This window comes from Streptomyces changanensis (assembly GCF_024600715.1).
GTDB lineage: Bacteria > Actinomycetota > Actinomycetes > Streptomycetales > Streptomycetaceae > Streptomyces > Streptomyces changanensis.
Window position 1 is genome coordinate 3,499,144 of the sequence record NZ_CP102332.1, and the last position, 14,805, is coordinate 3,513,948.

The following is a 14,805-nucleotide window of genomic DNA, read 5'->3' on the forward strand; positions in this document are numbered from 1 at the left end:
GCCGCCGCGGGACGTCGGCCCCGCGGCGGCGCGCCCGTCGCCGGGTGCCCGGGTGCGTTACTCGGTGGGCTCGTGGCCGTGGTCGTCGTGGAGGCCGCCGCCGCTGCCGGCGTCGCCGTCCGTCGGGACCGTCTCGACCGGCTTGCGCAGCGAGCTGATGTCGTGGGCGTAGGTGCCCACGGCATTGGCTATGACGTCGATGTTGACGTCGAACGCCCGCATGTCGATGTTGTCGAGGTCGTCGCAGGCCGCGTGGTAGCAGGGGTCGTACGCGACACCCGCCGTACCGCCGAACTTCTTCGCCTGCGCCGCCGTCTTCACGCCCTCGGCGCCGGTGAACGTGCCCCCGGCGGGGATGCCCACCTCGATGAACGGGCCGTAGTCGGAGCGGCCGGTGAAGTCGGTGCCCTCGTGCGGGGTCCCCCGGCCGTCGAGGAAGGTGTTGATGTCCCGCTCCAGTTGGGCGGAGCCCGCCGGGCCGGCCGGGGCGCCGACGCCGTCCGAGTTGTCGCCGTCGTAGACGAACAGGCCGTAGTTCGGCGAGGCGATCATGTCGAAGTTGAGGTAGAGCTTGATCTCCTTGCGGCTCAGGTCGTCGAGCGCGCCGACGTAGTGCTCCGAGCCGAGCAGACCGTTCTCCTCGGCGCCCCACCAGGCGAAGCGGACCTTGTTGGTCGCCTTGTGCTTGTGCGGGGCGAACTTCAGGGCCACGTCCAGGAGGCCCGCGGAGCCGGAGCCGTTGTCGTTGATGCCGGGGCCGGCGGTGACCGAGTCCAGGTGGGAGCCGAGCATCACCGTGTTCGCGGCGTTGCCCCGCTGGGTCTCGGCGATGACGTTCCGCGTGGTCCGCATCTGCTGGATCTGGCGGATGTCGAGCTTCACCTGCACCGGGCCGGCGGCCACGGCCGCGGCGAGCGCCTCGCCGTCCGCCTGGCTCACGCCGCCCGTGGGGATCTTGCCGGCGTCGGCGGAGCCGAGCGTCCCGCCGAGGCTGCCCTCGACGTTGTTGTAGACGAGGGCGCCGACCGCGCCGGCCGCGGCGGCGTTGGCCTGCTTGGCGGCGAAGGTGCAGCCGCCGCGCTTGACCAGCGCCACCTTGCCGGTGAAGGTGCCGGTCGCGAAGTCGGCCGGTTCGCAGCCGTGCGAGCCGTCGGCGTCCACCGGGGCGGCGGCGAGGGCGGCCGTGATACCGCCGACCGGCGTCGACTTCGTGTACGTCATCGCGGAGACGGTCACGTCACGCGGGTCGGGCGACACGACGGAGAGCTTCTGCGCCTGCGTCTCCGTGTACATGAAGCTGAACTCCTGGTACGACACGTCGTACCCGGCCTTCTTCAACTGCTGGTACACGTACGCCGCCGAGGCGTCGTAGCCCAATGTGCCGGCGGCGCGGTTGCCCCCGGCGGTGTCGGCTATCTGCTGGAACTTCCGCAGGTGCCGGTGGGCACTGTCGGCGGAGGCCGACTCGACCAGCTTCCGGGCGAGCTGGGACGCCTCCTTGGCCGGGGTCGCGCGACCGGCGGAGGCGGGAGAGGCAGAGGCCAGCAGAAGCGGAGTGGCGAGTGCGGCTGCGGCCAGGGTGGCCACGGCTCTGCGAGGGGATGCGTTCACAGAGGTCCTTCCCGTACGGACGAGGTTGAGGGGAAGCTAGCGATCTGCCGGGCTTCTGTGAACACATGTGCCACAACTCACCCGATTAATCATAGGAATTGAGGGGGTTGTGGATGATCCGGCGGACGACTTCCTCGTGAGCGGCCATGGTGGGCGCATGTGTCGACGTCTAAGCCTCTTTGTTCTCCTTCGCGGCCTTCGCCGCGCGTTTCGCCTCCTGCTTGTGCGCCCGCACCTTCGCGAGCGACTCGGGACCCGTGATGTCCGCCGCCGACCGGTACGAGCCGACCTCGCCGTACGGGCCGGCCGCCTCCCGCCAGCCCTTGGGGCGCACGCCGTACTGCTTGCCGAGGAGCGCCAGGAAGATCTGCGCCTTCTGCCGGCCGAAGCCGGGCAGCGCCTGCAGCCGGGCGAGGAGCTCCTTGCCGCCGGCGGCGTCGGCCCAGACGGCGGCGGCGTCCCCGTCGTACTCGTCGACGAGGTACCGGCACAGCTGCTGGACCCGCTGCGCCATCGAGCCGGGGTAGCGGTGCACGGCCGGTTTGGTGGAGAGCAGCTCGGCGAACCGCTCCGGGTCGTAGGCGGCGATCTCCCGGGCGTCCAGGTCGTCACCGCCCATGCGCGTGGCGATCGTGTACGGCCCGGAGAACGCCCACTCCATCGGTACCTGCTGGTCCAGCAGCATGCCGATGAGCGCCGCGAGGGGGCTGCGGGCCAGGAGGGCGTCCGCGTCGGGCTGCTGGGCGAGGTGGATCTCGGGATCGCGGGTGTCCATGGACCGATGATCGTGCGCGGGACGCCCCGGTGCACGGCGGCTTGGGCCTGTGGGGTCACACCGGGGCGCGCGGCCGTGGGCTCAGCGGGATCCGTCGACGTACCGGCGGAGGTGCTGGGCCGTCAGGGTGTCGCCCTTCTCGACCAGCTCGGCGGGGGTACCGGTGAAGACGACCCGGCCGCCGTCGTGGCCCCCGCCCGGACCGAGGTCGACCAGCCAGTCGGCGTGGGCCATGACCGCCTGGTGGTGCTCGATGACGACGACGGTGTTGCCCGCGTCGACCAGCCGGTCGAGGAGGGCGAGGAGCTGGTCCACGTCGGCGAGGTGCAGGCCCGTCGTCGGCTCGTCCAGGACGTAGGTCGCGCCCTTCTCCGCCATGTGGACGGCGAGCTTCAACCGCTGGCGCTCGCCGCCCGACAGCGTGTTCAACGGCTGGCCCAGCCGCAGGTAGCCCAGGCCCACGTCGTGCAGACGGCCGAGCAGGGTGTGGGGCGCGCCGGAGGGGAAGAAGGAGTACGCCTCGTCCACGGACAGGGCGAGGACCTCGCTGATGTCCTTGCCGCGCAGCTTGTGGGTGAGGACCTCCGGCGTGTAGCGGCGGCCCTCGCACGCCTCGCAGACCGAGGCGACGCCCGCCATCATCGCCAGGTCCGTGTAGACCAGTCCGATGCCGTTGCAACGCGGGCAGGCCCCCTCCGAGTTGGCGCTGAACAAGGCGGCCTTCACCCCGTTGGCCTTGGCGAAGGCCGTGCGTATGGGGCCGAGGAGCCCCGTGTACGTGGCCGGGTTCGAGCGGCGCGAGCCGCGGATCGGCGACTGGTCGGCGACGACCACGCCCTCGCGACCGGGCAGGTGGCCGTGGACGAGACTGCTCTTCCCGGAGCCGGCGACGCCGGTCACCACCGTGAGGACACCCGTCGGGATGTCGACGCTGACGTCGCGCAGGTTGTGCCGGCTCGCCCCCTCGATGGAGATGTGCCCCGTCGGGGTCCGCACGGTCTCCTTCAGCGCGACCCGGTGCGACAGGTGGCGGCCCGTCAGCGTGTCCGAGGCGCGCAGCCCCGCGACGTCGCCGCTGTACTGGATCTCGCCGCCCGCCGTGCCGGCGCCGGGGCCGAGGTCGACGACGTGGTCGGCGATGGCGATGACCTCCGGCTTGTGCTCGACGACGAGCACGGTGTTGCCCTTGTCGCGCAGGCGCAGCAGCAGGTCGTTCATCCGCTGGATGTCGTGCGGGTGCAGGCCGATGGTCGGTTCGTCGAAGACGTACGTGACGTCGGTGAGGGAGGACCCGAGGTGGCGGACCATCTTCACGCGCTGCGCCTCACCGCCCGACAGGGTGCCCGACGGGCGGTCGAGCGACAGGTAGCCCAGCCCGATCTCCACGAGCGAGTCCAGCAGCGCCCGCAGGTTCTGCAGCAGCGGCGCCACGGACGGGTCGCCGATCCGCCGGACGAACGCGGCCAGATCGCTGATCTGCATCGCCGCGCAGTCGGCGATGGAGAGGCCGTCGATCCGCGACGACAGGGCGGCGGCGTTCAGCCGGCTGCCTCCGCAGTCGGGGCAGTCGGTGAACACCACGGCCCGGTCGACGAAGGCCCGGATGTGCGCCTGCATCGACTCCCGGTCCTTCGCCAGGAACAGCCGCCGCACCTTCACCACGAGTCCCTCGTAGGTGAGCGTCTGGCTGCCGGCCTTCACCTTCGTCGCCGGGCGGTGCAGGAAGTCCTCCCACTCCTGCTCGGTGTAGTCGGCGAGCCGCTTGTCCGGGTCGAGGAACCCGGAGTGCGCCATCACCTGCCAGTACCAGGAGTCCACCGCGAAGTTCGGCACGGTGATCGCGCCCTCGTTGAGGGACCGGTCCCGGTCCACGAGCCGGTCGACGTCGATGTCCGACACCTGGCCCATGCCCTCGCAGCGCGGGCACATCCCGTCGGGCAGGTTGAAGCTGAACGCCCCGGCGCCACCCACGTGCGGCGTGCCGAGCCGGCTGAAGACGATCCGCAGCATCGCGTACGCGTCCGTCGCCGTGCCGACGGTCGAGCGGGCGTTGGCGCCCATGCGCTCCTGGTCCAGGATGATCGCCGCGCTCAGGTTCTCCAACCGGTCGACGTCGGGCCGCCCGCTGCTGGGCATGAAGGACTGGAGGAACGCCGTGTACGTCTCGTTGATGAGCCGCCGCGACTCGGCGGCGATCGTGCCGAACACCAGCGACGACTTGCCGGATCCGGAGACGCCGGTGAAGACGCACAGCCGACGCTTGGGCAGGTCCACCGACACGTTCTTGAGGTTGTTCTCGCGGGCTCCACGGACCTGGATCACGTCGTGGCTGTCAGCGGGGGCGGTCGACATCGCTCGGCTCCTTGAGTCGGGGTTCTCCGGCATCGTGCGATCACTCGGCTCGATCGTCGCAGAGCCCACTGACAGGGCGCCGGGAGTCTCGCCGGGCGCACGGACAGCCGCCGCCCCATCCCCTTCCGGGCTAGCGGGGCGTGCTGCGGCCCACCACCGTTCCCGCCCGGTCGATGCACACCACGTCCACCATGACCGGCGCGCCCCGCAGCACCGCCAGCGCCTGGTCCCGGGCGACCTCGGCGACCCGGTCGCCCAGCGGGACGCCCGCGGCGGAGCACAGGTGGAGCGCGCCCAGCCCCGTGTTGGCCGCGGCCACCTCGGCGGCGAGGGCCTCGTCCGCGCCGGCCGACCGCGCCAGCTCGGCGAGCAGCCCCTTGTCGACCTGCGAGCGCGCCGAGTGCAGGTCCATGTGGCCCGCCGCCAGCTTGGACAGCTTCGCGAACCCGCCGCAGATCGTCAGCCGCTCCACCGGGTGCCGGCGCACGTACTTCAGCACGGCCCCCGCGAAGTCGCCCATGTCGAGGAGCGCGTCCTCGGGCAGGCCGTACAGGGACACGGCGGTCTTCTCGGACGTCGACCCGGTACAGCCCGCCAGATGGGTGCGACCCGCCGCCCGCGCCACGTCGACCCCGCGCCGGATGGAGTCGATCCAGGCGGAGCAGGAGTACGGCACGACGATCCCGGTCGTCCCGAGGATCGAAAGCCCGCCCAGGATGCCCAGGCGCGGGTTCCACGTGGAGCGGGCGATCTCCTCGCCGTGGTCCACGGAGACGGTGACCTCCACGTCCCCCGTCCCACCGTGGCGGGCGGCGGCCCGCGCCACGTGGTCGCGGATCATCTGGCGCGGGACCGGGTTGATCGCCGGCTCGCCCACCTCCAGGGGGAGCCCCGGCCGGGTCACCGTGCCGACCCCGGCACCGGCGCGGAAGACGACCCCCGAGCCGGGTGGCAGCAGCCGGACCGTCGAGCGGACGAGCGCCCCGTGCGTCACGTCCGGGTCGTCGCCCGCGTCCTTGACGATCCCGGCCATGGCGTACGAGCCGCCGTGCTCCTCCGCGGCGAGCGCGAAGGCGGGCGTGTGCCCCTTGGGCAGGGTGATCGTGACGGGGTCCGGGAACTCGCCGGTGAGGAGCGCGGTGTACGCGGCGGTCGTCGCCGCGGTCGCGCACGCCCCGGTCGTCCAGCCGGACCGGAGACCGGTGTGCTTGAGTTGGGCGCTGCGCCCCCCGCTCGCACTCATGGACGGTTCCCGATGCACGTGCTGATCCTCGGCGGTACCACCGAGGGCCGCCGCCTGGCGGAGACGCTGGACGCGGACGGCGTCCGGGTGACCAGTTCGCTCGCCGGGCGGGTGGCCGCCCCCAGGCTGCCGCCGGGGGAGGTGCGGGTGGGCGGGTTCGGCGGTGCCGAGGGCCTGGCCCGCTGGGTGCGCGAGCACCAGGTGGACGCGGTCATCGACGCCACTCACCCTTTCGCCGGGACGATCAGTTTCCACGCGGCGAGGGCCGCCGCCACCTCCCATGTTCCCCTGCTCGCCCTGCGCCGCCCGGGGTGGACCCCCGTGGAGGGTGACGACTGGCACCCGGTCGACTCCCTGGAGGCGGCGGCGGGGGCGGTACCGGAGCTGGGACGGCGGGTGTTCCTGACGACCGGGCGCATGGGCCTGGCGGCGTTCGCGGAGGTGGCGGACGCCTGGTTCCTGGTGCGGTCGGTGGACCCGCCGGAGCCCCCGCTCCCGCCGCGGGCGGAGGTCCTGCTGGACCGGGGTCCCTTCACCCTGGAGGGGGAGCGGGAGGTCCTGCGCGCGTACGCCATCGACGTGCTCGTCACCAAGGACAGCGGCGGCGCGGCCACCGCCCCCAAGCTCACGGCCGCCCGCGAGGCCGGGATACCCGTCGTGATCGTGCGCCGCCCGCCGGTGCCCGACGGCGTCCCGGTGGCCGCGACGGTCGAGGAGGCAGCCGCCTGGGCGCACCGCCCAGGGCGCTGAGCCCGCGCCGAACCGGTCGCCGGGGGGTATGGCCGGTACGGCGGCCGGGGGTGCGCCGGCGGCGGCCGACACCCGCCGGGGTGGCGTCTGCCGGGACCCGGTCCCGGCGGGGTGGTGTCTGCCGGGACCCGGCCGCGCCGCCCGCCCGGCACACCGGTGGAGCCGGCGTCGCCTGCCGGACGGGGCGGGCACGGGGTCAGGCGCCGGTGGGGGGCGTCTCCGGGTACCGCCGGGGGGTCCACGCGACCGTGCCGCCATCGCCCCGCCGTACGGCCTGGGTCTGCGACGAGCCGATCAGCAGCAGGGTGCGCATGTCGACCTCGGTCGGGTCCAGGTCGGCGAGCGGGATCACCCGTACGGACTCCGCCGGGCCGCCCACGTCCCGGGCGACGACCACCGGGGTGTCGGGGGCGCGCAGTTCGAGGAGCAGTTCACGGGCCTTGGCGACCTGCCAGTTACGGCTGCGGGAGCCCGGGTTGTACAGGGCGAGCACCAGGTCGGCGGCGGCCGCGGCGCGCAGTCGCTCCGCGATGACCTCCCACGGCTTGAGCCGGTCGGACAGGGACAGGGTGGCGTAGTCGTGGCCGAGGGGAGCGCCCGCCTTCGCCGCCGCCGCGTTGGCCGCGGTCACCCCGGGCAGGACGCGTACCGGCACGTCCGCGTACCCCTCCTGCGACGCGACCTCAAGGACGGCCGTCGCCATGGCGAAGACGCCCGGGTCGCCGCCCGACACCACCGCCACGCGGTGCCCGCGCCGCGCCAGGTCGAGGGCGAACTCGGCGCGCTCGGACTCGACCTTGTTGTCGGAGCCGTGGCGCCGCTGCCCGGCGCGCTCCGGCACCCGGTCCAGGTACGTCGTGTACCCCACCAGGTCGGTGGCCGAGGCCAGCGCGCCGCGCGTCTGGGGGGTCAGCCACAGCGGGCCGGCCGGGCCGGTGCCGACGACCACCACCTCGCCCCGCTCGGGTGCGGCGGGGCCGGTGTCGACGCGGGACGGCAGCACCGCGACGGAGAAGTACGGCACGGTATCCGGGTCCACCTCGACGAGCGGCGCCGTGCGCCGGCCCTCCATGGTGGCGCGCTCCACGTAGTGGGCGTCGGCCAGCCGGTCCGCGCGCTCCAGGGCGCGGCGCACCGTGGGGAACGTCCGGCCCAGCTTCATGACCACCGCCGAGTCGGTCGCCGCCAGGCGGGCCGTCAGCTCCTCCTCGGGCAGGGTGCCCGGGATGATGGTGAGCACCTCCTCGGCCTCCACCAGCGGCTTGCCGATCGTCGCCGCTGCGGCGCTGACGGAGGTGACGCCGGGCACGACCTCGGTCTCGTAGCGGTGCGCGAGGCGCTTGTGCATGTGCTGGTACGAGCCGTAGAAGAGCGGGTCGCCCTCCGCGAGCACCGCCACGGTCCGGCCCGCGTCGAGGTGTGCGGCGAGCCGGGCGGACGCCTCCTCGTAGAAGTCGTCGAGCGCGCCGCGGTAGCCGCCGGGGTGGTCCGTCGTCTCGACCGTGAGCGGGTACATCAGCCGCTCCTCGACGTGGTCCTCGCGGATGTGGCGCGCCGCGATGGAGCGGGCGATGGAGCGGCCGTGCCGGGCGCAGTGGTACGCCACGACGTCCGCCTCCGCGATGACCTCGACCGCGCGGAGGGTCATCAGCGACGGGTCGCCCGGGCCGAGCCCGACGCCGTACAGCTTGCCGCTCATTCGACCTCACTCGCGATCGCGTTGACCGCCGCGGCGGTCATGGCGCTGCCGCCGCGCCGGCCCCGTACGACGATGTGGTCCAGGTCCGACGCCGCCAGCGCGTCCTTCGACTCGGCCGCGCCGATGAAGCCGACGGGGATGCCGAGCACGGCGGCCGGGCGGGGCGCGCCCTCGCGGATCATCTCCAGGAGGCGGAACAGGGCGGTCGGCGCGTTGCCGATGGCGACGACCGCGCCGTCCAGGCGGTCGCGCCACAGCTCCAGCGCGGCCGCGCTGCGGGTCGTGCCCAGCTTCGCGGCCAGGTCCGGCACGGACGGGTCGGAGAGGGTGCAGACGACGTCGTTGGCGGCGGGAAGCCGCTTGCGGGTGACGCCGCTGGCGACCATCTGCGCGTCGCACAGGATCGGCGCGCCGGCGCGCAGCGCGGCGCGGGCGCGGGAGACGACCTCGGGCGTGTAGGCCAGGTCGCGGACGAGGTCGACCATGCCGCAGGCGTGGATCATCCGCACGGCGACCTGGCTGACGTCGGCGGGCAGCCCCGCGAGATCCGCCTCGGCGCGGATCGTGGCAAAGGACTGGCGGTAGATCTCCGCGCCGTCCTTCTCGTAGTCGAACACTGTGCTCCCGCTCATCTCTGTGCCTGTGCCTGTGCCTGTGCGTGTGCGTTGTGCGTGTGGTGCCTGGGTTGCCTGGTGGGTCAGGTGTTGTGGGTGGTGTCTGTGGGGCTTGCGGCCGGGGCTGGTGGCCGGGTGCCCGGGGCGGTCCGTACGGTGATCTCGTACGTACCGTCACTGGTGGCCAGCGCGTCCACCCAGTCGCCCTGCGGATGCCCGCAGCGCCGGGCGCAGCCGGACCAGTGGACCGGCAGCCCGTGTTCCAGGGGCCGCGCGTCGGCCCGTACGTCGGCCAGGGCCTTGCCGCAACCGGGCCGCCCGGTGCAGGCGCTGACCGACAGCCAGGGCGAACCGGCCCGCACGAGGTACCCCGCCGCCTCCAGCGCCGCGAGGCGCTCCACGGCCGCCGCCCGCCCGGGCAGCCCGGTGACGACGAAGCCGCGCCACGGCGTGACCCGCACCTCGCCGGCCGGACCCGGGTCCAGGGCGCGGAACTGCGCGGTGGTGACCCGCCCCAGCGGCGCCACGACCGACACGGCTCCGCCCTCCCCGACGACCCCCGGCTCGGGCGCCGCGTCCGTAGCCGTACCCGTACCCGTGCCCGCAATCGCCCCAGTCGCCCCAGTCGCCGTCCCCGGCGCCGGCCACGCCGCCTCCGGCCACGCCACCACGCCCGCGTCCGCCAGGTGCCGGGTCACGGCGGTGCCGAGGCCGCAGTCCGCGGGCAGTTCGGCCACCCGCCAGGCACCCGTACCGGCCTCCCGGGCGACGGCGAGGAACGCCCGCGCCACGGCAAGCGCCGCCCGAGGGGCGTCCGCGCCCGCCACCCGCCACGTCCCGCCGACCGCGCCGCCCGCCGTCGCCCCGCCAGCCGCAGCCGTCCCGCCGCCGCCCTCAGCCGTCCCGCCGCCCCCGACCGCCCCGCCGACCGCAGCCGCCCCGCCCGCGTCCCCGACACGCAGTACAGCGCGGCCGTCCGGCTCTGCGAGCAACGTCACATCGGCGCCCAGCCCCGCCACGTCACCGCGCCCGTCGTCCACGGCGAACAGGAAGCGCCCCGAGAGGGCCGTGGTCCACGCCTCGGCGCACAGCAGCGCGTCCAGCTCGCGGGCCCACGCCTGCGCGTCCGCGTGCCCCCGCCCGTCGAGCCCGGCGAGCGGCGAGACGACCATGTTGCGGATCCGCTCGTGCGCCGCGGACGGCAGCAGCCCGGCAGCGTCCAACAGCTCCGCCAGGGCCAGTCCGCAGTCGTCGGGCAGTCCGCGCAGATCGAGGTTGCCGCGCGAGGTGACGCCGAGGTGGCCGTCGCCCAACCGGTCGGCGGCGTCGGCCAGGGCCGTGATCTGATGACTCGTCAGGACGCCGACGGGGAGCCGCAGCCGGGCCAGTCCGCCGTCGTCCGCGCGGTGCAGCCGCAGCGCGCCGGGGCACGCGTCGCCGCGGTCGCGGACGCGTTCCGGTATGTGGGTTTCGCCCCCGTTCCGGGGCTTTGATGAGCTGGGCGGCATGGCGGCGAGCATACGCGCAGCCTCTACTATGCAGACGGCACAGGGTCCCAGGACCCTAGGGAGGAAGCCCGGTGCGAATCCGGCGCGGTCCCGCCACTGTGAGCGGGGCCCCGAGGGGCTCCGCGAGTCAGGAACTCCCGCCACCCACGACCACCCGGGGCGAGGACACCCCGAGGAAGGCCCGGCACGCCGTGATCCTGCTGCTGTCGCACTCCGACACCGACCTCCTGAGCGCCCGCGCGGCCGGTGGCCCGGTCGAGTACCGGTTCGCCAACCCCGCCCGCCTCCCCGTCGACGACCTGCCCGGCCTCCTCGACGGCGCCGACCTCGTCGTCGTGCGCCTCCTCGGCGGCATCCGCGCCTGGGAGGAGGGCCTGCAGACCCTCCGCGAGTCCGGCAAGCCGCTCGTCGTCCTCACCGGCGAACAGGCCCCCGACGCCCAGCTGATGGAGACCTCCACCGTCCCGATCGGCATCGCGGCCGAGGCGCACGCCTACCTCGCCCACGGCGGCCCGGACAACCTCGAACAGCTCGCCCGCTTCCTCTCCGACACCGTCCTGCTCACCGGCCACGGCTTCGAGCCCCCGGCCGCCGCCCCCACCTGGGGCCCGCTGGAGCGCACCGCGCGGAGCACCACCGGCCCCACGGTCGCCGTGCTGTACTACCGCGCCCACCACATGAGCGGGAACACCGCCTTCGTCGGCGCCCTCTGCGACGCCATCGAGGACGCGGGCGGCCAGGCCCTCCCGCTGTACGTGGCGTCCCTGCGCGCGCCCGAGCCGGAGCTCCTGGAGAGCCTGCGGACGGCCGACGCGGTCGTCACCACCGTCCTCGCCGCCGGCGGCACCAAGCCGGCCGAGGCACAGGCGGGCGGCGACGACGAGTCGTGGGACGCGGGCGCGCTCGCCGCCCTCGACGTGCCGATCCTCCAGGCCCTGTGCCTGACCGGTTCGCGCGCCGCCTGGGAGGAGAACGACGAGGGCCTCTCGCCGCTCGACGCCGCCAGCCAGGTCGCGGTGCCGGAGTTCGACGGCCGGCTCATCACCGTGCCGTTCTCGTTCAAGGAGATCGACGCCGACGGCCTGCCCGCGTACGTCGCCGACGCCGAGCGCGCCGCGCGCGTCGCCGGGATCGCCGTGCGCCACGCGCGCCTCCGCCACATCCCGAACGCCGAGAAGCGCCTCGCGCTGGTCCTCTCCGCGTACCCGACCAAGCACTCCCGCATCGGCAACGCCGTGGGCCTCGACACCCCCGCCTCCGCCGTCGCGCTGCTGCGCCGGCTGCGGGAGGAGGGGTACGACTTCGGCGACGAGGACGTCCCGGGCCTCGCCTCCGGTGACGGCGACGAGCTGATCTACGCCCTCATCGAGGCCGGCGGCCACGACCAGGAGTGGCTGACCGAGGAGCAGCTGGCCAGGAACCCGGTCCGCATCCCGGCCGCCGACTACAAGCGCTGGTACGGCACACTCCCCGAGGAGCTGCGCGCGCAGGTCGAGCAGCACTGGGGCCCGCCGCCCGGCGAGATGTTCCTCGACCGCTCCCGCAACGCCGACGGCGACATCGTCCTCGCCGCCCTCCGGCGCGGGAACCTGCTGATCCTCATCCAGCCGCCGCGCGGCTTCGGCGAGAACCCGATCGCGATCTACCACGACCCCGACCTGCCGCCCTCGCACCACTACCTGGCCGCCTACCGCTGGATCGGCACCCCCCAGGCCGACGGTGGCTTCGGCGCCGACGCCATGGTCCACCTCGGCAAGCACGGCAACCTGGAGTGGCTGCCGGGCAAGAACGCCGGCCTGTCCGCCGCCTGCGGCCCCGACGCGGCCCTCGGCGACGTCCCGCTGATCTACCCGTTCCTCGTCAACGACCCGGGCGAGGGCACCCAGGCCAAGCGCCGCGTCCACGCCACGCTCGTCGACCACCTCGTCCCGCCGATGGCGCGCGCCGAGTCGTACGGCGACATCACGCGCCTGGAGCAGCTGCTCGACGAGTACGCGCAGATCTCCTCCATGGACCCCTCCAAGCTGCCGGCGATCCGCGCGCAGATCTGGACGCTGATCCAGGCCGCGAAGCTCGACCACGACCTGGGCCTGGAGGACCGGCCGGACGACGACGGCTTCGACGACTTCCTCCTCCACGTCGACGGCTGGCTCTGTGAGGTCAAGGACGCCCAGATCCGCGACGGCCTGCACGTCCTCGGCGGCGCCCCGACCGGCCCGGAGCGCGTCAACCTCGTCCTGTCGATCCTCCGCGCCCGCCAGATCTGGGGCGGTACGCAGTCCCTGCCCGGCCTGCGCGAGGCGCTCGGCCTGGACGAGTCCGCCGCGACCCGCACAGCCGCCGACGAGGCGGAGGCCAAGGCCCGCGCCCTGGTCGAGGCGATGGAGGCCGCCGACTGGGACCCGGCCGCCGTCGCCTCCGTGGCCGAGGGCCACGACCGGGCCGTCGCCGACATCCTCGACTTCGCCGCCCGCCAGGTCGTGCCGCGCCTCGCCGCCACCACCGACGAGCTGGACCACGCCGTCCACGCCCTGAACGGCGGGTTCGTCCCCGCCGGACCGTCCGGCTCCCCCCTCCGCGGCCTGGTCAACGTCCTGCCGACCGGCCGGAACTTCTACTCCGTCGACCCCAAGGCCGTCCCCTCCCGCCTCGCGTGGGAGACGGGTCAGGCGCTCGCCGACTCCCTCCTGGAGCGGTACCGCGCCGACAACGGCGACTGGCCCACCTCCGTCGGCCTGTCCCTGTGGGGCACCAGCGCGATGCGCACCGCGGGCGACGACGTCGCCGAGGCGCTCGCCCTGCTCGGCATCCGGCCCGTCTGGGACGACGCGTCCCGCCGCGTCACCGGCCTGGAGGCCATCCCGACCGCCGAGCTGGGCCGCCCCCGCATCGACGTGACGCTGCGCATCTCGGGCTTCTTCCGCGACGCGTTCCCGCACACCATCGGGCTGCTCGACGACGCCGTCCGCCTCGCCGCCTCCCTCGACGAGCCGGCCGCCGACAACTTCGTCCGCGCCCACGCGCGGGCCGACCTCGCCGAGCACGGCGACGAACGCCGCGCCACCACCCGCATCTTCGGCTCCCGCCCCGGCACGTACGGCGCGGGCATCCTCCAGCTGATCGACTCCCGCGACTGGCGCACCGACGCGGACCTCGCCGAGGTGTACACGGTGTGGGGCGGTTACGCGTACGGGCGCGGCCTGGAGGGCAAGCCCGCCCGCACCGAGATGGAGACGGCGTACAAGCGCATCGCGGTGGCGGCCAAGAACACCGACACGCGCGAGCACGACATCGCCGACTCGGACGACTACTTCCAGTACCACGGCGGCATGGTCGCCACCGTCCGCGCGCTCAAGGGCACCGCGCCCGAGGCGTACATCGGCGACTCGACCCGCCCCGAGACCGTCCGCACCCGCACCCTCGTCGAGGAGACGTCCCGCGTCTTCCGCGCCCGCGTGGTGAACCCGCGCTGGATCGAGGCGATGCGCCGCCACGGCTACAAGGGCGCGTTCGAGTTGGCCGCGACGGTCGACTACCTCTTCGGGTACGACGCCACGACCGGCGTCGTCGCCGACTGGATGTACGACAAGCTCACCGAGACGTACGTCCTCGACCCGGAGAACCGCGCCTTCCTCCAGGAGGCCAACCCGTGGGCGCTGCACGGCATCGCCGAGCGGCTGCTGGAGGCCGAGTCGCGCGGTATGTGGGCCAAGCCCGACCCGGCGGTCCTGGAGCGGCTGAAGCAGGTGTTCCTGGAGACGGAGGGCGACCTCGAAGGGGGTGGCGACGAGTGAGGCTGAGCGTCGGCGGTGAGGACAAGGAGCTGTCGGAGCTGCTCGACAGGGCCCTCACGGAGTTCAACGCCCGCGCCACCGGCGTGGCGGACGAGGGCGAGCTGTCCGTGCGGGCCACCGACGACACCGGCGCGGTCGTCGGCGGCGTCACCGGCTGGACCTGGGGCACCGGATGCGAGATCCACATGTTGTGGGTCCGCGACGACCAGCGCGGCACCGGCCTCGGCACCCGACTGGTCCGCGCCGCCGAGGCCGAGGCGCGTCGGCGCGGCTGCCGCCACGTGGCGGTGTCGTCGTACACCTTCCAGGCCCCCGACTTCTACCGGAAGCTCGGCTACACCGAGACGGGCCGCACCCCGGGCGTCCCCGGCGGCCACGAGGACGTCCACCTCCACAAACACCTCACCGACGACTGACCCCTCCCAACCACCCCGCCGCACCGACCGCACGCGACGGACG

General features: G+C 74.0%; 10 protein-coding genes and 1 riboswitch. Of the genes, 3 read left to right on the forward strand and 7 right to left on the reverse strand.

Annotation, left to right across the window (positions count from 1 at the left end; genetic code table 11):
- Positions 1–57: 57 nt before the first annotated feature.
- From NRO40_RS15520 to NRO40_RS15535, 4 genes are all read right to left on the reverse strand, one after another.
- On the reverse strand, positions 58–1,611 hold the full coding sequence (locus tag NRO40_RS15520; RefSeq protein ID WP_408057009.1) for a M28 family metallopeptidase: 1,554 nt from the start codon (positions 1,609–1,611) through the stop codon (positions 58–60).
- 169 nt (positions 1,612–1,780) lie between these two features.
- Entirely contained in the window at positions 1,781–2,386 is a 606-nt protein-coding gene (locus NRO40_RS15525) for an HhH-GPD-type base excision DNA repair protein (protein WP_058944377.1), read from the reverse strand.
- A gap of 81 nt (positions 2,387–2,467) precedes the next feature.
- A complete protein-coding gene (locus tag NRO40_RS15530; RefSeq protein ID WP_198549435.1) occupies positions 2,468–4,738 on the reverse strand; it encodes an ATP-binding cassette domain-containing protein in 2,271 nt (756 codons plus the stop codon).
- Positions 4,739–4,868: 130 nt separating this feature from the next.
- The gene (locus tag NRO40_RS15535) at positions 4,869–5,981 is read right to left on the reverse strand and encodes a cobalt-precorrin-5B (C(1))-methyltransferase (RefSeq protein WP_058944376.1); all 1,113 of its coding nucleotides are present in this window, start codon (positions 5,979–5,981) and stop codon (positions 4,869–4,871) included.
- Between the two features lie 12 nt (positions 5,982–5,993).
- Here NRO40_RS15535 and NRO40_RS15540 point away from each other — a divergent pair, with 12 nt between their 5' ends.
- Positions 5,994–6,731 (forward strand): cobalt-precorrin-6A reductase, encoded by a 738-nt coding sequence (locus NRO40_RS15540; protein WP_058944375.1) that lies wholly within the window; start codon positions 5,994–5,996, stop codon positions 6,729–6,731.
- A gap of 196 nt (positions 6,732–6,927) precedes the next feature.
- Here NRO40_RS15540 and NRO40_RS15545 read toward each other — a convergent pair whose 3' ends face one another.
- From NRO40_RS15545 to NRO40_RS15555, 3 genes are all read right to left on the reverse strand, one after another.
- The gene (locus NRO40_RS15545) at positions 6,928–8,430 is read right to left on the reverse strand and encodes a precorrin-2 C(20)-methyltransferase (RefSeq protein ID WP_058944374.1); all 1,503 of its coding nucleotides are present in this window, start codon (positions 8,428–8,430) and stop codon (positions 6,928–6,930) included.
- The gene (locus tag NRO40_RS15550) at positions 8,427–9,062 is read right to left on the reverse strand and encodes a precorrin-8X methylmutase (RefSeq protein WP_079047389.1); all 636 of its coding nucleotides are present in this window, start codon (positions 9,060–9,062) and stop codon (positions 8,427–8,429) included. Before NRO40_RS15550 ends, NRO40_RS15545 begins: the two co-directional genes overlap by 4 nt.
- Before the next feature lie 65 nt (positions 9,063–9,127).
- Positions 9,128–10,564, reverse strand: coding sequence for a cobalamin biosynthesis protein CobG (locus NRO40_RS15555; RefSeq protein WP_058944372.1), 1,437 nt, complete (start codon positions 10,562–10,564; stop codon positions 9,128–9,130).
- Positions 10,565–10,574: 10 nt separating this feature from the next.
- A riboswitch (cobalamin riboswitch) is annotated at positions 10,575–10,707 on the forward strand.
- 36 nt (positions 10,708–10,743) lie between these two features.
- Here NRO40_RS15555 and cobN point away from each other — a divergent pair.
- Positions 10,744–14,346 (forward strand): cobaltochelatase subunit CobN, encoded by a 3,603-nt coding sequence (gene cobN, locus NRO40_RS15560; protein ID WP_058944371.1) that lies wholly within the window; start codon positions 10,744–10,746, stop codon positions 14,344–14,346.
- Entirely contained in the window at positions 14,343–14,762 is a 420-nt protein-coding gene (locus NRO40_RS15565) for a GNAT family N-acetyltransferase (protein WP_058944370.1), read from the forward strand. Before cobN ends, NRO40_RS15565 begins: the two co-directional genes overlap by 4 nt.
- Positions 14,763–14,805 lie beyond the last annotated feature (43 nt).

Excerpts from the sequence above, each read along its gene's own strand:
- NRO40_RS15535 (WP_058944376.1), bottom strand. The coding sequence starts at position 5,981 with ATGAGTGCGAGCGGGGGGCGCAGCGCCCAACTCAAGCACACCGGTCTC.
- NRO40_RS15540 (WP_058944375.1), top strand. The coding sequence starts at position 5,994 with ATGCACGTGCTGATCCTCGGCGGTACCACCGAGGGCCGCCGCCTGGCG.
- NRO40_RS15550 (WP_079047389.1), bottom strand. The coding sequence starts at position 9,062 with ATGAGCGGGAGCACAGTGTTCGACTACGAGAAGGACGGCGCGGAGATC.
- NRO40_RS15525 (WP_058944377.1), bottom strand. The coding sequence starts at position 2,386 with ATGGACACCCGCGATCCCGAGATCCACCTCGCCCAGCAGCCCGACGCG.
- NRO40_RS15555 (WP_058944372.1), bottom strand. The coding sequence starts at position 10,564 with ATGCTCGCCGCCATGCCGCCCAGCTCATCAAAGCCCCGGAACGGGGGC.
- NRO40_RS15530 (WP_198549435.1), bottom strand. The coding sequence starts at position 4,738 with ATGTCGACCGCCCCCGCTGACAGCCACGACGTGATCCAGGTCCGTGGA.
- NRO40_RS15545 (WP_058944374.1), bottom strand. The coding sequence starts at position 8,430 with ATGAGCGGCAAGCTGTACGGCGTCGGGCTCGGCCCGGGCGACCCGTCG.